The following is a 17,163-nucleotide window of genomic DNA, read 5'->3' on the forward strand; positions in this document are numbered from 1 at the left end:
TCATAGCAATTCACTGGGATCGAAGTTCACGACAACTTCGTTCCATGCGTCGTATTTATCGGCAGGAAGGTTCGTGAAAGGAGCAGAACGCATGATGGCGCGATACGCTCCGCCGGAAAGAGCACGGCGCGTCCCTTCGGAACCACCGGTCGCCTCGATCTCGGGCCGACCGATGATCGACCCATCACGGTCGAGCTTCATGGTGACCCGGACGCGAACGTCCGAGGCATCTGCCATGCCGGGAATGATCTGCCAGTTCTTCTGGATCGCGCCGCGCAGCGCATCCATTTCCGTCTGGCTGAGCGTCGAACCGCCCGTCGTCTTCTTGCCGCCAAGCGAGGCCTGTTGGGTGGAACGCTTTGCGCCGCCGCCCGAAGGCGCCTGCTTGTTCAAAAGCGCAGCGATATCGTCAGCGTTAAAATCGCTTTCCTTCGAAGAGGCCGATTTCGCAGTCTCCTGCTTCTTCTCGCCGGGTTTCTTGTCGGAAGGCTTGTCAGTGGACTTCGCCTGATCGGGCTTGGTCTCAGCCTGCTTCGGCTCTTCCGGCTTCGGCGGCTCGGGGCGGGAATTCGGGCGAGGAACGTTCTGCGGCACGGGGATTTCGGCCGGTTCCTGCTGCGCGGGCGGTGGCTCTTCGGCCTTGGTTTCCTGCGGCGGCGGTTCCGGCTTCGGCTGCGGCGCGATCTCGGGCTTGGTTTGCGGCAAGGCGGCCATTTCCTGCGGCTTCGGAGCCGAGGTTTCTTCCTTGACGATTTCCTTTACCTCGTTCGCCTTGGTATCGACGACGGGTTGCGGCTTTTCCTGCTTTGGCGGAGCGGCGGCGCTGAGATTGTCGTTGGGCTTGGTGGTCGGGGTCGGCGGCGCTTCGATATCGGCCGTGTTGTTGCCGACATTCTGTGCGTTCTCGACAATATCCGGCCGCGTAGTCGGCACCGGGGCTGACTTTTCCGCTTTCGGCGCGTTCTTGTCGCCTTGCTGGATCTGGCTCAGCTCCTCGATAGGCACCAGTTCCACCGGCAGGGCCTCTGCCTGCGACACGTCAAGCGGCTCCGGCGAGCCCAGGGAAACAAGGGCGAAAGCCAGAAGCGACGCGTGCACGATCGCGGATGTGGTAAGGCTGCCCTTCATCGCTTTACGTCAATTGTCCTGTTTCTGCTGGGTCACGAGGCCGATATTCTTGAAACCAGCTGCCTGGATACGCGCCATCACATCGGCAACGACGCCATATGCAGCAACGGAATCCGCGCGCACGAAGATGCGTTCGTTATAACCTGTCGTGGCAATCGCCTGCAGCTTGTCGGCCACTTCGGCCGCCTGGATTTCGGTTTCCTGCAAATGGATCTGGCCATTGGCATTGACGGAAATCGTGATCGGCTGCGTGTCCGAGTTCAGCGCATTGGCGGATGTCTGCGGCAGGTCGATCGGCACGCCGACAGTCATCATCGGCGCCGCCACCATGAAGATGATGAGCAGCACGAGCATGACGTCGACCAACGGCGTCACGTTGATCTCGCTGATCGCACCGCCCCTGCGTCGTCCGCCGCGCCCCCTGCGTCCACCGGAACCGCCGCCGCCACCTGCTGACATACCCATATCATCTACTCCATTTTGCCTTGCGGCAAATTACTGCACAGCATGCGGCCGCTTATTGGGCGGCCTGCCGCGTCTGAAGTTTTTCATCGATCTGGCGTGACAGGATCGCGGAGAACTCGTCGGCAAAACCTTCCATGCGGGCGGAAAGCTTATGCGCGTCGGCCGTGAACTTGTTGTAGGCGATAACCGCGGGAATAGCCGCGACAAGACCGATAGCTGTCGCCAGAAGCGCTTCGGCGATACCCGGCGCCACGACCGCAAGGTTGGTGGACTTCGAACCGGCAATCGCCTGGAACGAGGTCATGATACCAACGACCGTACCGAAAAGACCGATGAAGGGACCGGCCGAACCGATGGTGGCGAGCGAACCGAGGCGCGCCTCGTATTGTTCGCCTTCACGCGCAATCGTCACGTCCATCGCCCGGTCGATACGCATCTGCAGACCGATGGGCGAGCGTGCGCCGCGCTCGAAGGACTTTTTCCATTCGCGCATGGCGGAAACGAAAATCGCCGCAAGACCGCCGTTCTGGCGTTCCGCCAGCGTGCGGTAAAGCTCTTCAAGCGACTGGCCCGACCAGAAGACCTGTTCGAACTGGTCGAACTGGCGCTTTGCCTTGCCGAAGCTTACGTATTTGTCGAAGACGATCGCCCACGTCCAGACCGAGGCGGCGATAAGTCCGATCATCACGAGCTTCACGATGAGGCCCGCCTGCATAAACAGCGCCCAGAGACTTACATCGTGCGTCGCCGCTGCCAAACCTGCCTGTTCCATAAATATCCAATCCCCGAATCCAAACGCCCGGTACGGGACCGGGCGATTCAAACGCGTGTTAACGCTCGAAGCTATGCGGCCGCAGCCGCCAACCCCTTAGCCATACCCCGATACTTGCCAGTAAGCCTTACTTGCCAATAAATTTGGTGAAAGGAAGGCGTGCGCCGCACAAATACCAGTTGCTAAAGTAAGACACCATTATGGTTAAAGGAGTGTTACAGCCCGGCCACGCAGGACGAGTTTACTGGACCGGGCCGCCGATTACTTCAGGAATTTTTCCGCTACCGTCTCCGGAAGGCGCCTCGGCCGACCATTGGCATTGATGACGGCGATGATGACCTTGGCGGCGACAAGCAGCGTTTCGCCGCGTCGGATTTCCTGATTGAGCACCATTTTCGCGCCGCCCGCCTTTTCGGTGATGGTGGTGACGGTCAACACGTCATCCATCCGCGCCGGGCTCTTGAAATCGATTTCCATGCGGTGAACAACGAAGACCAGACCCTCCTCATCGGCGGTCAGAAGCGCGCTTTGTTCGCAGCCCAGGCACCGCAGGTAATCGGTGCGGCCGCGCTCGAGAAAATGCAGATAACGGGCGTGGTAAACGAGACCGGAAAAATCCGTATCCTCATAATAGACGCGTTGTGTCAGGCGGTGGCCATGGTCGATGAGTTCGCCCGAAAGCGAAACCACAAGCTCGCTCATAGTGTCTCCTTGAGAATTTTAGCTACACGGGCCCGACCTTCCCGAACGATAAGATGCGCGTGCAACGGAGGCAGCGCCTCGATACGTTCCGCGATAAACCGGGGTCGGAGATCATTTTGCAGTAGGGCAGCACGCTGGGCGGCCAGCCAGCGGAATTCCACTTCGACTCCATCCAGCACCCGATGCACGATATCGCTTTCATGGAACGGCAAAGGCTGGTGAAGTGAAATCAGATAATAAAATCCCAGCTCGTGGGCTGCGTACTCGCCAAAGGTGAAGAAATTCTCGGCCGACCAGAGAAGGCGTTCGACCGAACAATCCCGGTCAAGTTCCTCACCGATTTCGCGGATAATGGTTTCCTCAGAGCTTTCGCCGATTTCCGCCCGACCACCCGGCAGGGCCCAATAGCTGTCGCCAACACCGCGCTGAACGAGAACATGATCATTCTGGAAAATAAGCGCCGCAACCCGCATGCTGAAAAGCTGCGGTTTCCGCTCCAGCCGGATCATGTGGCGTTCAGGCGCAGAGGTCATTTATCGTCCAGATCGCCGTCATGCCAGACGAGGTGTCGTGTGGCCTTCGGCAGGTTCTCTATTTCGTCGGCGATGAAATAGGGCGGAATATCGAGCGCCGTCAATGCCTGCCGGGTTGCCGCGACCCAGCGGAACTCGAGTTCGTTATCGCCGTCCTGAACGCGGTGAATGATGTCAGAGGGATGGAATGCGAGTGTGTCCGGCAAATCCATCAGGTAATAAAACCCGAGTTCGTGCCAGTCCTTGCCCTCGTAGTGGAAAAAATTCTCCACTGCCCAGAGGAGCCGCCCGACCTTGGCCTCGGCACCAAGTTCCTCGACCATTTCACGCGCCAGCGTTTCGTCGGAACGCTCGCCCATTTCGGCGCGGCCACCCGGAAAGGTCCAGAATTTTTCATGCGTTGCCCGGTGCACGAGCACATGGCCGTCGCGAAACGCCAATCCCGCAACACGCATCTGGAAGATGCGCTTCGGCTTGAATTTCATGCGGATGCGAGTGTCCTGCTTGGTATCGTGCGTCATGGTACTGGCCTGCGGACTGGAAACATCAAATCGGTTTCCGTCCACCCTAACGCATCCATGTCGTCTTTTCTCGCTTTTGCATCATCTCCCACAATGAATTCATCCAGTTGCGGCGGCTTGATGGTTGTTCCCGACAACATCGCATGCGCTTGCCCGCGGTGGTGAGTCTGATGCTGGAAGAGATGTGACAGGACATCGTCGCACCGATCCTGCTGAATACGCGTGCCACGATGGATATCAACAATCGCAGCAAGACCGTCTTCATCGAGGCCATCGACAAAGGCGATCAACACCTCATCGAGCGCCACCTGAGCCTCGTGCAGCGCCGCGATGGTGGCAAACGGTTCCTCATCGACAAAAGCGGCATAGCCAAGCGTGCCGCCCTTGAGGGCGTCGATATAAAACCGGTCGACAATGTAGATATGATTGAGCGTTGCCCTGAGCGTCGGGAAGAAACTGACACGGTGCGCGACGAAATCATCCTGCGGAAGCTGGAAACACGCGTGATGCAGCCTGAAATTGGCCAGGCGGTTGTTGCGAGCGAGTTTGCGGAAGACCCGCAACGGATCGTACGGCATGGGCGTCCTTTCCTGTAACGCCTGATGCGGCGCCTTTCAATCGGCGTGTTCAAGCTCGGATTTGCTCTTGAGAACCTTCGCACCATCGTTCTGTTCGATGAAATAAGCGGGTTCGTCCTTGCTTGCCTTGCGCTTTATCTTGGAACCGGAAATCGTCTTCTCCACATCTTCCGTGAAGATCTCGACGATTTTTCCTTCGCCGGTTCCATTACCCCATTTCCAGCGAACCTTCGTACCCTTGCGATATGCCGACATGATCATCTCCGTTTAAAAGACGATCAAGGCCGACAAGTCTGCTTTGTTCCCTCAATCATCTTCCAGCGTCAGCCGGAACTGCGCCGCCTCGAGATCCTTCGGCGGTTGCATGCCCAAATGTTTCCAGGCTGTCGCGGTCAGGATACGCCCGCGCGGCGTGCGCTGGATGAAACCCTGCTGGATCATATAGGGCTCGATAATGTCCTCGATGGCGTCGCGCGGTTCCGAAAGGCCCGCGGCGATGGTCTCGATGCCGACAGGACCGCCGCCGAAGTTGACGGCGATCATGGTCAGATAACGCATGTCCAGCTGGTCGAGGCCCATATTGTCGACCAGAAGCCGCGTCAAAGCCTCATCGGCGATCTCGCGGGTAACGGCTTCCGCCCGCGCCACCTCGGCGAAATCGCGCACGCGGCGCAATAGCCGCCCGGCGATACGCGGCGTGCCGCGGGCGCGCCTTGCGACCTCGCGCGCGCCTTCGTCGGTCATGTTCAATCCCATCAGCCGCGCGCCGCGCCGGACGATCAGTTCCAGCTCATCGACGGTATAGAAAGCCAACCGGACGGGAATTCCGAAACGGTCGCGCAGCGGCGTCGTCAAAAGCCCCAGACGGGTCGTCGCGGCCACAAGGGTGAATTTGGAAAGATCTATCTTCACCGAGCGCGCCGCCGGTCCTTCACCGATGATGAGGTCGAGCTGGAAATCCTCCATTGCCGGATAGAGAATTTCTTCCACCGCCGGATTGAGGCGGTGGATTTCATCGATGAAGAGCACATCGCGCTCTTCCAGATTGGTGAGAAGTGCGGCGAGATCACCCGCTTTGGCGATGACAGGCCCGGAGGTGGATTTGAAGTTGACGCCAAGTTCCTTGGCCATGATCTGCGCCAGGGTGGTCTTGCCGAGACCGGGCGGGCCGACGAACAGCACATGATCCAGCGCTTCGCCACGGTTCTTGGCCGCCTCGATAAATACCTTGAGATTGGCGCGGGCCTCCGCCTGGCCGGTAAAATCGTCCAACGATTGCGGACGCAGGGTGGTGTCGATGTCCTCACCGCGCTTTTCGGGGGTGATCAGTCTCTCCGCATCGCTCATTCAGGGCATTCCATTGTTCTAACCGAATTCATCAGGTGGTCGTCGCCCCTATATCACGACTATCGCTTCAAAGCGCTTCACGAAATTCAGGATAGACCGGGCTCCATATCCGCTTGACGGGCGTCCTTACCGCGAAAGCTCTTTCAGCCCGAGCCGGATTAGCTTGGCGCTGTCGCCGCCCTCGCCGCCGTTCTTCAGCGCGGCGGCAACCGCATTGGCGGCCTGGTCGCGCGAATAGCCGAGATTGGTAAGCGCGGAAACGGCATCCGCAACCGGCGCGGATGCGACGCCTTCGCCAAGCTCCTGCTTCAGTCCGATCGAGGCGGAAGCCTCTCCTGCGAAGGCAGGCGCCTTGTTGCGAAGCTCGGTCACAAGACGCACCGCCACCTTCGGCCCGACGCCCGGTGCGCGTGAGATCATCGTTTTGTCCTGTAGCGCAATGGCATTGGCCAATTCGGAGGGCGACAGCGTGGAAAGCACGGCCAAGGCCACTTTCGAGCCCACCCCCTGCACGCTCTGCAGCAGGTTGAACCATTCCCGCTCCAGCGCCGAAAGAAAGCCGAAAAGCTTCAGCTGGTCCTCACGCACATAGGTTTCGATAAACAGCACCACCGCCTCGCCGACGGAGCCGATTTTCGCCAGCGTGCGCGCCGAACAATAGGCCACGTAACAGACGCCGTGCACATCCACCAGCACATAGTCCGCGCCGATTTCCTCGATGCTGCCTTTCAGTTTTCCGATCATGATGCCGCCCGCTGCAATGAGACTTTAAATATTAACCGGCCGCCAGCAGTCGCCGCATCCTGTCACCGCCGCGATTATGGGCGTGGCAGATGGCGATGGCGAGCGCGTCCGCCGCATCGTTACCCTTGAATTCGGCCTTCGGCATCAGGATTTTCAGCATCATGTGAATTTGCTGCTTTTCGCCGTGCCCGACGCCGATCACGGCCTTCTTGACCGCGTTCGGCGCATATTCGAAGACCGGCAGTCCTGCGCGTGCCGGAACCAGCATGGCGATGCCGCGCGCCTGACCGAGTTTCAAGGTCGCAACCGCATCCTTGTTCACGAAAGTCTGCTCCACCGCCGCCTCGTCGGGCCGATGGCTGTGCACGATATCCGCTAGCCCGTCATGCAACTGGCAGAGCCGGGAGGCCAAATCCAAATCACCGTCCGACGTCACCGTGCCGGAGGCGACAAACCGCAGGCTGTTTCCGAGGGTGTCGATCACCCCCCAGCCGGTACGCCTTAATCCGGGGTCAATACCGATGATTCGAATCGTCTGTTGCATGAGGCACCTTATCTTTCCGGCTGCGACCCTGCCAGCCATAAGTGAACAAAACGACAACATTCGTCAAATTTGCAGTGCAGCATTTACCTCTGCTTAAACCGCGTGTCGCATTGTTCCCCCACAAAATCAAAAAAGGGGAGCTGCGGACATGACGATCCGCAGCGCAATATGTTCGCCATATCAGCCGTCCGATGGCGCCATGCATGCATGGCGCGGGAACTGATCCGGCATTGAGGGCTGCATCGGCCATGTTGAACCGTTTTCATTCCATATCCACCAAAGTGCTGGCGATTTTCCTGGCGCTTATGGCGATCTCGACCGGGGCTCTGACACTTCTCGGCTATCAGAGCAGCAGCGGCGTTCTCGAAGAACAGGCGTCGAAATCCATGGAGAGCATTCTCGTCTTTCGTGGCGACATGCTCCAGGAGCGTCTTGAGCAGCTGAAAACACAGGCGGATTCCATCGCCAAGATCGAATCGCTGCAGATGGCCGTTGTTTCCATGCGCAGCGGCTGGGCAACCGTGCAGAAGAACTCCGGCGACGCGAAGGCGGAACTGCAGCGCGTCTTCGTCAGGGAAAACCCCTTCAACGAAAAGGAAAAGCTGATCAAGCCGGAAAGCCCGAGCGGCTTTTATTATTCGACCCACGAGAAGACCCAGACGGATATTGGCGGTTATTTGCAGGAAACGCCGTTCAGCGACGTCCTCTTCATCGATCCGGCCGGCACAGTCTATTATTCCTACCTGAAAGGACCGGCCTTCGGGGAAACCGTCGCAGGCGGCGCCTGGGCGGAAAGCGGCCTCGGCGCGGCCTTCGCACGCGGCGCTGCGAATGCCGAAAAGGCCGTGAACGACATGGCACAGACCAGCTTCTCCGGCCTGCGCATCGATGCGGCCACGAAAGAGGCCGGCGTTTATTTCGGCGTTCCGGTCGTCAAATTCGGGGCGTTCAAGGGCGTCGTTCTCTTCCGGGTCAAGGAAGAGGTCTTCAGCCAGATCCTCACGAAGGGTGTGACGGCCGGCAGTTCCGAACAATCCGCAATCGTGTCCGCCGATGGCAAGGTTATCGGCGTGGAGGGCAACAGGCTGGTTGGCCTCGATCCGGCAATCTATGGCTTCCATGGGCAGGCGTTGAATGCGACAGGCATGACGATTGCCAAGATCGACCGTGCGGATGGCGAGGCCAATGCCTATGCCCGCCCTTTCTCTTTCGCCGGTGAAAAATATCTGGCGGTGGAAAGCATGCTGCGCAGTGAATTGAATGCGGGCTCGGTTTCAATTGCCGGCACGCTTGCCATGATCGGCCTTTGCGTTCTGGCCGCGATGTGCGCGGCGACGGCCTTCTTCGCGCGGCGTCTGTTCGCACCGCTGGAAAAACTTGCAGGATTGACCGGCGAAGTGGCAGCGGGCCGTCTCGATGCCGAAATCGGCAATCAGGACCGGAAGGACGAGATTGGCCGTATGGCACGAGCGCTCGGAAGTTTCCGTGAAAAACTCATCCTTCAACGGGAAATGGAAGAGACTGCTTCGCGCACGCGGGAGGAAGCCGAAACGGCGCGGCGCGCGCATCTTGCCGAGCGTGAGGCCGAGGCAGGCACCCTGCAGATGGTCGTGCAATCGCTGGATGAGGGGCTCGACCGGCTGGCGAACGGCAACCTCGCCTATCGTATCGAAACCATCTTCCCCGAAGATCTGGAAAGCCTGCGCCATAACTTCAACACGGCGCTTTCCCGGCTCAGCGAAACCATGCAGGCCATCGGCGGCAATTCCGCCGCCGTTCGTGGCGGCTCCGAGGAAATGCGGGTGGGCGCTGACCAGCTCGCCGAACGCACCGAGCGGCAGGCAGCTTCCATCACCGAAACGGCAAGCGCTATCAAGGCGATCACCGAAGCCGTCCGCGACCAGATCGAGCGCGCCGAACAGGCAACGCGGATCGCCCGCGACGCCAGTGCAGAGGCCACGGCATCCAGCCGCGTGATGGAGCAGACAATCGCCGCCATGGAAGCGATCCAGACCTCGTCGCGCCAGATCAACCAGATCATCGGCGTTATCGACGAAATTGCCTTCCAGACCAATCTTCTCGCCCTCAATGCAGGCGTGGAAGCAGCCCGCGCAGGCGAAGCCGGCAAGGGCTTTGCGGTCGTGGCGCAGGAAGTGCGCGAACTGGCGCAGCGATCCGCGGCGGCCGCAAAAGAAATCACCAGTCTGCTGAAACGCTCCACCGACGAGGTTTCCGCCGGCGTGGCGCTGGTGGAAAAAGCAGGCACGTCGCTCTCCGGCATCGGCAAGCATGTCCAGACCATCAGCGCGCGCATTGAGGAGATCATGGAATCCACCCGCGAGGAGGCGCATACGCTCTCGGAAATCAACAGCACCGTCACAAGCCTCGACACCATGACCCAACAGAATGCCGCCATGGTGGAAGAAACGACGGCCGCCATTCACAATCTCGCCTCCGAAGCGGGCGAAATGGACGGCAGGCTCGGACAGTTCGTAATGGCTCCGGAGAATGCGGCCGCTGGACATCGCGCGAACCGGCAATTCCGGCGGGCGGGCTGAGACGGTCGATAGGCAAAAGACCGGGGCCTCTTCGGAGGCCCCAATTTTTTTGAACCATCCTTCAATTCTGCGCGACTTCTCTGGTAAATCGGGACACGCGCCTTACATCCGCAGCAAAGATTTCAATTTCGCAGGAGCGTCGGATGATCCCCTTTTCCATTCTCGACCTTTCGCCCATCGGCGAGGGCGAGAGCGTCAGCGAGGCGCTCGAAAACTCTCGCCGCATGGCGATCAAGGCTGAAGAGCACGGCTATAACCGCATCTGGCTGGCGGAGCACCACGGCATGCCGGGCATTGCCAGCGCGGCAACATCGCTCGTCATCGCCCATGTGGGCGCGGCCACGAAACATATCCGCGTCGGCTCTGGCGGCATCATGTTGCCCAACCACTCCCCGCTCGTCATCGCTGAGCAGTTCGGTACGCTTGCGGCGCTGCTTCCCGGCCGTGTCGATCTCGGTCTCGGCCGCGCGCCCGGAACTGACATGCGCACGGCACGGGCGCTTCGCCGCAACCTGGATGCCGGCGCGGAAAACTTCCCGCACGATATCGTTGAACTCCAGCGTTACCTCGGCCCGCCGCAGCCGGATCAGGCGATCCTTGCCGTGCCGGGCATGAATTCCAACGTACCCCTCTGGCTGCTCGGCTCCAGCACCTACAGCGCACATCTCGCCGCAGCCCTAGGCCTGCCCTATTCCTTCGCCTCGCATTTCGCCCCCGATATGCTGATGGAAGCAATCCATATCTATCGTGAGCGCTTCCAGCCTTCCGAAGTACTGGACAAGCCCTATGTGATGGTGGGGGTGATGGGGGTCGGCGCCGATACGGACGAGGAGGCGCAACACCTCTTCACTTCGTCGCAGCAGCAATTCGTCAACCTGCGCCGCAACGTGCGCACGCAGTTTCCGAAGCCGGTGCACAGCATGGACGATTACTGGAACGAGATGGAGCGTTTCTCTGTCGAACACACGCTGCGTTTCGCAGCCGTGGGCTCGCCTGAGACGATCCAGCGCCATCTCGACGGTTTCCTGGCGGAAACGCAGGCGGATGAGCTGATTGTCTCGATGCCGATCCATGACATCGAAAAGCGGCTGCGGTCGCTCGAGATTTTCGCAGAGGTCCGAACCTCCATAAAAAAGGCCGCCTAAACAAAAAGCCCCGGAGCGGATCGCTATCGGGGCTTTTTTGAAACATGAGACGTCAGGCCGAAAGCTTGGCGAGAATTTCTTCGGACACTTCGAAGTTGGAATAGACGTTCTGCACGTCGTCATCGTCTTCGAGATTGTCGATGAGCTTCATTAGCGACTGCGCCTTTTCTTCATCCACCGGCACCGTGTTTTGCGGCTTCCAGATGGCCTTGACGCTTTCGGCTTCGCCCAGCACGCCTTCCAGTGCCTTGGAAACCTCGTTCATCGCTTCGAAACCGCAGATGATGGTGTGGCCGTCTTCGGAAGATTCGACATCGTCGGCACCGGCCTCGATGGCGGCTTCCATGACCTTGTCGGCATCGCCGACTTCAGCCTTGTAGGAAATTTCGCCGACGCGGTCGAAGGAGAAGGAGACCGAACCGGTTTCGCCAAGCGCACCGCCGGCCTTGGTGAAGATGGAGCGAACGTTGGAGGCGGTGCGGTTGCGGTTGTCGGTCAGGGCTTCGACGATGACGGCAACGCCACCCGGGCCGTAACCCTCGTAGCGGACTTCATCATAGTTTTCGCCGTCCGCACCGGACGCCTTCTTGATCGCACGCTCGATATTGTCCTTCGGCATGGACTGGGCCTTGGCGTTCTGGATCGCCAGACGCAGGCGCGGGTTCATGTTCGGGTCGGGCATGCCCGTCTTTGCCGCAACGGTGATTTCGCGCGCAAGCTTGGAAAACATTTTGGACCGTACGGAGTCCTGCTTGCCCTTGCGGTGCATGATGTTCTTGAACTGTGAATGACCAGCCATGGAAAACCTGATTGTCGTAATTTGGAGATTGCGGGCCTTATAAGTGCGATAGCCGCGCCATTCAACCCCGCAAGCGCTTTCTCTTGCCGCAACATCAGAAGGAACTGATTTATCCGCTCTTCGTTCTGATCATGAACGCGACGGAAGGGCACATGATTTCTCTCCATCGCAGCAACAGACCGGAAGGAGAAAACATATGGTCAGCCTGACTGAAGCACGAGAAGCCCCGGCCCGCCAGCTCTGGGACGAGATCAATTCCGTCCATGCCGGCATGCTCGGTCTCGAAGGACTGCACAACCACATGCAGCCCATGGCGCCTCATGCTGACCCTAAGACCAACACCATCTGGTTTTTTTCCAAGAAGGATACCGATCTCGTAAAATCCCTGAAGTCAGGCTCGCGCGCGCATTTCTGCGTCGTCGGCAAGGATCATGATTACCACGCCTGCCTCTCCGGTATTCTGGAGGCGCGAGACGACAAGGCGAAGATCGACGAATACTGGAATTCCGTTACCGCCGCCTGGTACGAGCATGGAAAGACTGATCCCCAACTGACGATGCTGGCGCTTCACGTCGATGATGCCGACATCTGGGCGTCGACCGACAGCACGCTGAAATTCGGCTGGGAAATCGCCAAGGCCAATATGTCGGATGACAAGACGCCTGATGTCGGCGTCCGCCAGCATCTCACCTTTGCCTGAGAAACGGCTCCCCCGGCCTTCCTCGCCCGCCGCCATGCTACATGCCTTTTGGCACCAGTATCTGCGGCTGGCGGGGAAGGTTTCTCATCGAAACCCGGATCACCGGATCCGTGGCGTAGGCAATCTGGAAATTCTCCCCGAACATCGTCAGAAACTGCTCCAGCGGCGGGCCGGTGCGGTGCATCGGCAAGATCAAGGCGGAGCGCAGGCGCTTGACCACCCGGCTCATGCTGTCCGCCCCCATGGTCAGGCCGCCATCCACCGGCACCATCAGAACATCCAGACGGCCGATCTCGGCATAATGCGTATCCGTCAACTCATGATGCAGATGCCCGAGGTGGCCGATGCACAGCCCGGCAACCTCGAAGATGAAAATGGAATTGCCGTTCTCCTGGAAGGACTCGTAATCTCCCCAGCGGTTGCGGATGTCGGTTGCGACATTGCGGATATAGACATCGCCCACCAGAACCCTGTGCTCGGCTTTTTCTCCCGGCGTATCACTCCAGCCATGCAGCACATATTGAATGGCCGGGTCCGGATTGAGCGTGAAATGCGTCGAATGCGCCCGGTTCATCGTCACGACAGTCGGCGTGACGGGCGGACGATAGACGCCGTTATAGTCGGTGGCGATGGTCACACCGCCGGGGCTTTCGATGAGATAGGTGGAATGGCCGATGAAGCTGATCTTCACCTCTTCCTTTGCCGTCGCCTGCGCCAGCTGAACACCCGACGGATTGAAGCTCGCGAACATGACCCCCGGAATGTTACTGGCGATCGCCTGGCACTGGCTGACTGGAGGCCTGCTTGCCGATTGCGAAAAGGCGGCTCCAGCACAGGCGATCAGCCCTGTCATTGCAAGCATTAGCACGCGCAGCATCATGCCACTCCCCTGAACTTGCGAAGGTTGGGAGGATGAGGCAGGTTTTGCGGGGCGTCCAGTTACAAGAACGGCGAAAGGCTCAGACTCTCGTCATTGTGAACGCTTACCGCAGAAGTTTAAGCCCAGAAGGAAGGCAGCGTTTCCGAAAGCCGCGGGCCGATGCGCAGCGGCGCGATCTTTTCGGCAAGCCCGGTACGGTCGGAAATTTCAACGCCAACGCCGCAGATCGTCGCCGGCCCGCTCGCAGCCTCGAAACGGCCCTTCGGCATTTTGGAAATGAAGCGGTTGATCGGCTCTTCCTTCTCCATGCCAAGCGAGCTGTCGTAATCGCCGCACATGCCGGCATCAGACATGTAGGCCGTGCCGCCATTCAATATCTGCGCATCCGCCGTCGGGACATGGGTATGCGTGCCGACAACGAAGCTCGCGCGGCCATCCACAAAATGGCCGAAACACTGTTTTTCACTCGTCGCTTCCGCATGGAAATCGAAGATGATGGCGTCGGCCTGTTCCTTCAGCGGGCAGGCGGCAAGAATGGTTTCCGCCGACTTGAAGGGATCGTCCAATTCCGGATGCATGAACACCCGGCCCATGATGTTGGCGACGAGGATACGCGCGCCGTTGCGGGCATAAAAAATGCCCGAACCCTTGCCCGGCGTCCCATCCGGATAATTGGCCGGCCGCAGGAACTGGTCGTGGCGCTCGCAGAAGGAAACGGCTTCCTTCTGGTCCCAGACATGGTTGCCGGTGGTCACGACATCGGCGCCGGCATTGATGGTTTCGAGATAGATATCCTCGGTAATGCCGAAACCGCCGGCGGCGTTTTCACCATTGACGATGACGAAATCGAGCTTCAGATCGGAAATCAGCCCAGGCAATCGCTCCCAGACAGCCGTGCGTCCGGTCTTGCCAACCATGTCTCCGAGAAAAAGAAGCCTCATTCACCCGCCCCGATCTTGCGCATGTTTTAAAAATTCCGTCCCCTCTAGCGGGTAATCCATCTTTTAAAAAGTGCTAAAGCACCTTTTGCCCACCATCGGAGATCGATGACGGAGCGGAAAACCAGTGCAGGCCGCTTTCCGTCAGAATGGCGTGAAGCGGCACATCATGCGGCTCCGCCGGGACGGACGGCACTTCCTGACAATCAAAGGCGACGCCGATGAGAACAGGCCGACGGCCCCTGGCGTGCAACCGCGCGATGGCGCGGTCATAATGACCCGCGCCATAACCGACCCGCTGCCCTTTGCAATCGAAGACAGAAAGAGGCACGAGCAAAATGTCCGGATCGAGAACCGCCGCATCCTCGCCTGGCCCGGTCGTGCCGAAGCCGGTTTTCACCAGCGGCGTATCCGTTTCAAAGGCGCGGAAGACAATGGTTTCACGATCCAGCACAACGGGCAGGACAAGACGCCCGCCCCTTGTCCGCAACGCTTCCATCAGCGGCCGGGTATCGGCCTCGGAGCGGATCGGCATGAAACCGGAAATCACGACGCCCGGCGTGAAGGGGATGCCAGCGGAGCCATGGGCCGCAATGGACTGGCTTTTCTGCTGCCGTTCCGCGAGCGTCAGCGCATCGCGCACGGCGAGCCTTTCGCCGCGCAACCTTGCTTTTTCGGCAACGTCACCGGGCATCAGGCGGCCCGGCTCACGAGAACCTTGTCAATACGGTGGCCATCGAGATCGATGACCTCGAAACGCCAGCCATTGCGGGTGACGTGTTCGCCCAGTTCCGGAAGGCGCCGGAATTCGTCCAGAACCAGACCGGCAACGGTTTCGAACTCGGCATCTTCGTCGATCTGGAAGCCCATACGATCAGCGAACTCATCGGCGGGCATCCAGCCAGCGACGAGGAACGAACCATCCTCGCGCTCGACCATGGCCGGCTCCTCGTCATCATCTTCCTGGAAGGCTCCGGTGATGGCTTCCAGCACATCGCCGGAGCTGATGATGCCTTCGAAATGACCGTATTCGTCGTAGACCAGCACCATGTGCACGGTGGAGCGACGCAGGGACTGGATGACATCAACCGCGCTCGTCAGATCCGATACGACCGGAACTTCGCGCAGAAGCTCGCGAATATTGAGTTCCTTGCCGGAAGCCAGCGCATCGAAAGCGTCCTTGGCGAAAAGCACGCCGAGAATTTCATCCGAGGCGCCGTTGCGCACCGGCAGGCGCGAACGCTGCGTCTGGCGAAGCTGCTCGCGGATTTCCTCCGCGCTGTCTTCGATATCGACCACTTCCACATCGCGACGCGGCGTCATCAGGCCGCGCGCATTGCGGTCGGCAAGGCGCATGACGCTGGTGATCATTGCCGATTCCTCGGTCTCGATCACGCCGGCACTATGGGCTTCAGCCAGAACAGTGCGGATTTCATCGTCCGTCACCGAAGCGTTGGACTCACCGCTATGGCCAAGAATTGCCAGAACCACCTTGCCGGATTTATCCAGCAGCCACACGAGCGGCGCGCCGACACGTGAAAGCATCACCATCGTGGGCGCGACACGGGCGGCGATCTTTTCAGGATCGCGCAGGGCGATCTGCTTTGGCACCAGCTCGCCGACGATCAGCGACAGATAGGTAATGGCAACGACCACGGAGCCGACACCGATGGCATCGGCGGCACGATCGGGAACACCCTGCTCCAGAAGCCATCCGGTGAACCTGGCGCCAAGCGTGGCGCCGGAAAACGCACCGGAGAGAACGCCGACCAGCGTGATGCCGATCTGCACCGTGGAAAGGAACCGCCCGGGATTTTCGGAAAGGCCGAGCGCCATGGTGGCGCCCCTGCTGCCTTGCGCGGCAAGCACCTTAAGCCTCGCCGGTCTGGAGGAGACAACGGCAAGCTCGGACATGGCAAGCACACCGTTCAATACGGTGAGCAGGACCACGATCATAATTTCAGTAAACAAGTTTAGCTCTTTGGGCTGTTGAACGGCACGTCGCGGTTTTGACCGCAGCACCCTTTTTTAAAGGGCATGACAGACATACCAATCCGGATAATAGGGAATTGTTCCGCCATTGCAATGACGGCAATGTAAAAAAGCCGCGTCCGGCAGTTATGAAAAATGACTGTCGAATATATCAAGAGTACAGGGAAGCCCGGGGGGGTGATCCGAAACTTCAAGCGCGATCCACGGCGACCGATGGAGATTTACGATCCTGGGCGCCTACAAAAGTAGGTGGGCACCGTGTGTCCAGCCCCACGGGACTGGCCAGGGACAGCTCCCTTTGGATCGAGTATGGCCCCAGGGATTGTGGTTCCTGTCGGGAAGCGCAGAACGCATCCCAGATATAGGACGGATTGGAGGAAACCGCCAGAGGGCAGCGCGCGAAATTTTGTCGCCTCAGAACCCTTCAGGCCATCAATGCGCGGCGGGCTTCGGCCGCGCCAGCAGTTTTTCGGTAATCCCGTTCAGGCGGTCGGCCAGATCGCCGATGGCGAGCGCCACCATTTCGTCCGATTTCGCTTGGTGCTCAGCCATGCCGTCGCGGTTTAGAGAAAGGGATGTAACCTCCCCTTCCAGCTTCTCGATCTTGCGATTGAGTTCGGACAACTCGTCCATCACCATGATGCCCGCCATGACGGTCAGGCGAAGATCGCCGATCTCACCGAACTGGCTCTTGAGATGCCCGACATAACGATCGAAGCGCGTGGCAAGATCGGTCAGGTGGTCTTCCTGTCCCGCCTCGCACGCCATGCGATAGGCCTTGCCGTCGATCATAACAGTGACTTGGGCCATGAAACCG

Annotated in this window: 20 protein-coding genes and 1 other RNA gene; 3 read left to right on the forward strand and 18 right to left on the reverse strand. The window is 59.4% G+C overall.

Annotation, left to right across the window (positions count from 1 at the left end; genetic code table 11):
- The 11 genes from O9X91_RS15460 to ruvC all read right to left on the reverse strand — a co-directional run bounded on the left by O9X91_RS15460 (position 1) and on the right by ruvC (position 7,334).
- Positions 1-1,128, reverse strand: a complete 1,128-nt coding sequence (locus O9X91_RS15460) for a hypothetical protein (protein ID WP_269834070.1) — start codon at positions 1,126-1,128, stop codon at positions 1-3.
- A 9-nt stretch (positions 1,129-1,137) separates the two neighbouring features.
- Positions 1,138-1,593: a protein TolR gene (gene tolR / locus O9X91_RS15465; RefSeq protein WP_077985277.1), complete on the reverse strand. Its 456-nt coding sequence runs from the start codon at positions 1,591-1,593 to the stop codon at positions 1,138-1,140.
- 52 nt (positions 1,594-1,645) lie between these two features.
- The gene (tolQ, locus tag O9X91_RS15470; RefSeq protein WP_003497570.1) at positions 1,646-2,365 is read right to left on the reverse strand and encodes a protein TolQ; all 720 of its coding nucleotides are present in this window, start codon (positions 2,363-2,365) and stop codon (positions 1,646-1,648) included.
- Positions 2,366-2,626: 261 nt separating this feature from the next.
- Positions 2,627-3,067: a tol-pal system-associated acyl-CoA thioesterase gene (gene ybgC, locus O9X91_RS15475; protein WP_269834071.1), complete on the reverse strand. Its 441-nt coding sequence runs from the start codon at positions 3,065-3,067 to the stop codon at positions 2,627-2,629.
- Complete coding sequence (locus O9X91_RS15480; RefSeq protein WP_269834072.1) at positions 3,064-3,600, reverse strand: NUDIX hydrolase; 537 nt, start codon at positions 3,598-3,600, stop codon at positions 3,064-3,066. Before O9X91_RS15480 ends, ybgC begins: the two co-directional genes overlap by 4 nt.
- On the reverse strand, positions 3,597-4,121 hold the full coding sequence (locus O9X91_RS15485; protein ID WP_077985280.1) for an NUDIX hydrolase: 525 nt from the start codon (positions 4,119-4,121) through the stop codon (positions 3,597-3,599). The genes O9X91_RS15480 and O9X91_RS15485 overlap by 4 nt, the downstream gene beginning before the upstream one ends.
- Positions 4,118-4,699, reverse strand: coding sequence for a DinB family protein (locus O9X91_RS15490; protein ID WP_077985281.1), 582 nt, complete (start codon positions 4,697-4,699; stop codon positions 4,118-4,120). The genes O9X91_RS15485 and O9X91_RS15490 overlap by 4 nt, the downstream gene beginning before the upstream one ends.
- Positions 4,700-4,735: 36 nt before the next feature.
- A complete protein-coding gene (locus O9X91_RS15495) occupies positions 4,736-4,954 on the reverse strand; it encodes a hypervirulence associated TUDOR domain-containing protein (protein ID WP_137411402.1) in 219 nt (72 codons plus the stop codon).
- A gap of 51 nt (positions 4,955-5,005) precedes the next feature.
- Positions 5,006-6,046 carry a Holliday junction branch migration DNA helicase RuvB gene (gene ruvB / locus O9X91_RS15500; protein ID WP_077985282.1) on the reverse strand — a complete coding sequence of 347 codons (1,041 nt, stop codon included), beginning with the start codon at positions 6,044-6,046 and terminating at the stop codon, positions 5,006-5,008.
- Positions 6,047-6,172: 126 nt separating this feature from the next.
- On the reverse strand, positions 6,173-6,790 hold the full coding sequence (gene ruvA, locus O9X91_RS15505) for a Holliday junction branch migration protein RuvA (RefSeq protein WP_077985283.1): 618 nt from the start codon (positions 6,788-6,790) through the stop codon (positions 6,173-6,175).
- 31 nt (positions 6,791-6,821) lie between these two features.
- Positions 6,822-7,334, reverse strand: coding sequence for a crossover junction endodeoxyribonuclease RuvC (gene ruvC / locus O9X91_RS15510; protein WP_077985356.1), 513 nt, complete (start codon positions 7,332-7,334; stop codon positions 6,822-6,824).
- A 248-nt stretch (positions 7,335-7,582) separates the two neighbouring features.
- Here ruvC and O9X91_RS15515 point away from each other — a divergent pair, with 248 nt between their 5' ends.
- Together O9X91_RS15515 and O9X91_RS15520 are read left to right on the forward strand one after the other, a co-directional pair.
- Positions 7,583-9,892: a methyl-accepting chemotaxis protein gene (locus O9X91_RS15515; RefSeq protein ID WP_269834073.1), complete on the forward strand. Its 2,310-nt coding sequence runs from the start codon at positions 7,583-7,585 to the stop codon at positions 9,890-9,892.
- A gap of 143 nt (positions 9,893-10,035) precedes the next feature.
- The gene (locus tag O9X91_RS15520) at positions 10,036-11,037 is read left to right on the forward strand and encodes an LLM class flavin-dependent oxidoreductase (RefSeq protein ID WP_173991081.1); all 1,002 of its coding nucleotides are present in this window, start codon (positions 10,036-10,038) and stop codon (positions 11,035-11,037) included.
- 52 nt (positions 11,038-11,089) lie between these two features.
- Here O9X91_RS15520 and O9X91_RS15525 read toward each other — a convergent pair whose 3' ends face one another.
- Complete coding sequence (locus O9X91_RS15525) at positions 11,090-11,836, reverse strand: YebC/PmpR family DNA-binding transcriptional regulator (protein WP_003523214.1); 747 nt, start codon at positions 11,834-11,836, stop codon at positions 11,090-11,092.
- Positions 11,837-12,032: 196 nt separating this feature from the next.
- On the opposite strand from O9X91_RS15525, the gene O9X91_RS15530 reads away from it, so the two are divergent.
- On the forward strand, positions 12,033-12,536 hold the full coding sequence (locus tag O9X91_RS15530) for a pyridoxamine 5'-phosphate oxidase family protein (protein WP_077985286.1): 504 nt from the start codon (positions 12,033-12,035) through the stop codon (positions 12,534-12,536).
- 37 nt (positions 12,537-12,573) lie between these two features.
- Here the strand turns inward: O9X91_RS15530 and O9X91_RS15535 are convergent, their stop codons facing one another.
- The 6 genes from O9X91_RS15535 to O9X91_RS15560 form a co-directional block, all read right to left on the reverse strand.
- The gene (locus O9X91_RS15535) at positions 12,574-13,416 is read right to left on the reverse strand and encodes an MBL fold metallo-hydrolase (RefSeq protein WP_269834074.1); all 843 of its coding nucleotides are present in this window, start codon (positions 13,414-13,416) and stop codon (positions 12,574-12,576) included.
- Between the two features lie 116 nt (positions 13,417-13,532).
- The gene (locus O9X91_RS15540) at positions 13,533-14,357 is read right to left on the reverse strand and encodes a TIGR00282 family metallophosphoesterase (RefSeq protein WP_077985287.1); all 825 of its coding nucleotides are present in this window, start codon (positions 14,355-14,357) and stop codon (positions 13,533-13,535) included.
- Between the two features lie 73 nt (positions 14,358-14,430).
- Positions 14,431-15,048, reverse strand: coding sequence for a 5-formyltetrahydrofolate cyclo-ligase (locus O9X91_RS15545; RefSeq protein WP_269834075.1), 618 nt, complete (start codon positions 15,046-15,048; stop codon positions 14,431-14,433).
- Positions 15,048-16,310 (reverse strand): hemolysin family protein, encoded by a 1,263-nt coding sequence (locus O9X91_RS15550; protein WP_162520614.1) that lies wholly within the window; start codon positions 16,308-16,310, stop codon positions 15,048-15,050. The genes O9X91_RS15545 and O9X91_RS15550 overlap by 1 nt, the downstream gene beginning before the upstream one ends.
- A gap of 230 nt (positions 16,311-16,540) precedes the next feature.
- Positions 16,541-16,699: non-coding RNA, 6S RNA (gene ssrS, locus O9X91_RS15555), on the reverse strand.
- A gap of 79 nt (positions 16,700-16,778) precedes the next feature.
- On the reverse strand, positions 16,779-17,156 hold the full coding sequence (locus O9X91_RS15560) for a cell division protein ZapA (protein ID WP_077985290.1): 378 nt from the start codon (positions 17,154-17,156) through the stop codon (positions 16,779-16,781).
- Positions 17,157-17,163 lie beyond the last annotated feature (7 nt).

It is taken from the genome of Agrobacterium salinitolerans, from assembly GCF_027498475.1.
GTDB lineage: Bacteria > Pseudomonadota > Alphaproteobacteria > Rhizobiales > Rhizobiaceae > Agrobacterium > Agrobacterium salinitolerans.

Excerpts from the sequence above, each read along its gene's own strand:
- O9X91_RS15540 (WP_077985287.1), bottom strand. The coding sequence starts at position 14,357 with ATGAGGCTTCTTTTTCTCGGAGACATGGTTGGCAAGACCGGACGCACG.
- O9X91_RS15525 (WP_003523214.1), bottom strand. The coding sequence starts at position 11,836 with ATGGCTGGTCATTCACAGTTCAAGAACATCATGCACCGCAAGGGCAAG.
- O9X91_RS15535 (WP_269834074.1), bottom strand. The coding sequence starts at position 13,416 with ATGATGCTGCGCGTGCTAATGCTTGCAATGACAGGGCTGATCGCCTGT.
- ybgC (WP_269834071.1), bottom strand. The coding sequence starts at position 3,067 with ATGAGCGAGCTTGTGGTTTCGCTTTCGGGCGAACTCATCGACCATGGC.
- O9X91_RS15550 (WP_162520614.1), bottom strand. The coding sequence starts at position 16,310 with ATGATCGTGGTCCTGCTCACCGTATTGAACGGTGTGCTTGCCATGTCC.
- O9X91_RS15495 (WP_137411402.1), bottom strand. The coding sequence starts at position 4,954 with ATGTCGGCATATCGCAAGGGTACGAAGGTTCGCTGGAAATGGGGTAAT.
- tolR (WP_077985277.1), bottom strand. The coding sequence starts at position 1,593 with ATGGGTATGTCAGCAGGTGGCGGCGGCGGTTCCGGTGGACGCAGGGGG.
- O9X91_RS15490 (WP_077985281.1), bottom strand. The coding sequence starts at position 4,699 with ATGCCGTACGATCCGTTGCGGGTCTTCCGCAAACTCGCTCGCAACAAC.
- O9X91_RS15530 (WP_077985286.1), top strand. The coding sequence starts at position 12,033 with ATGGTCAGCCTGACTGAAGCACGAGAAGCCCCGGCCCGCCAGCTCTGG.
- ruvA (WP_077985283.1), bottom strand. The coding sequence starts at position 6,790 with ATGATCGGAAAACTGAAAGGCAGCATCGAGGAAATCGGCGCGGACTAT.
- O9X91_RS15480 (WP_269834072.1), bottom strand. The coding sequence starts at position 3,600 with ATGACCTCTGCGCCTGAACGCCACATGATCCGGCTGGAGCGGAAACCG.
- O9X91_RS15545 (WP_269834075.1), bottom strand. The coding sequence starts at position 15,048 with ATGCCCGGTGACGTTGCCGAAAAAGCAAGGTTGCGCGGCGAAAGGCTC.
- O9X91_RS15485 (WP_077985280.1), bottom strand. The coding sequence starts at position 4,121 with ATGACGCACGATACCAAGCAGGACACTCGCATCCGCATGAAATTCAAG.
- O9X91_RS15560 (WP_077985290.1), bottom strand. The coding sequence starts at position 17,156 with ATGGCCCAAGTCACTGTTATGATCGACGGCAAGGCCTATCGCATGGCG.
- O9X91_RS15515 (WP_269834073.1), top strand. The coding sequence starts at position 7,583 with ATGTTGAACCGTTTTCATTCCATATCCACCAAAGTGCTGGCGATTTTC.
- tolQ (WP_003497570.1), bottom strand. The coding sequence starts at position 2,365 with ATGGAACAGGCAGGTTTGGCAGCGGCGACGCACGATGTAAGTCTCTGG.
- O9X91_RS15460 (WP_269834070.1), bottom strand. The coding sequence starts at position 1,128 with ATGAAGGGCAGCCTTACCACATCCGCGATCGTGCACGCGTCGCTTCTG.
- ruvB (WP_077985282.1), bottom strand. The coding sequence starts at position 6,046 with ATGAGCGATGCGGAGAGACTGATCACCCCCGAAAAGCGCGGTGAGGAC.
- O9X91_RS15520 (WP_173991081.1), top strand. The coding sequence starts at position 10,036 with ATGATCCCCTTTTCCATTCTCGACCTTTCGCCCATCGGCGAGGGCGAG.
- ruvC (WP_077985356.1), bottom strand. The coding sequence starts at position 7,334 with ATGCAACAGACGATTCGAATCATCGGTATTGACCCCGGATTAAGGCGT.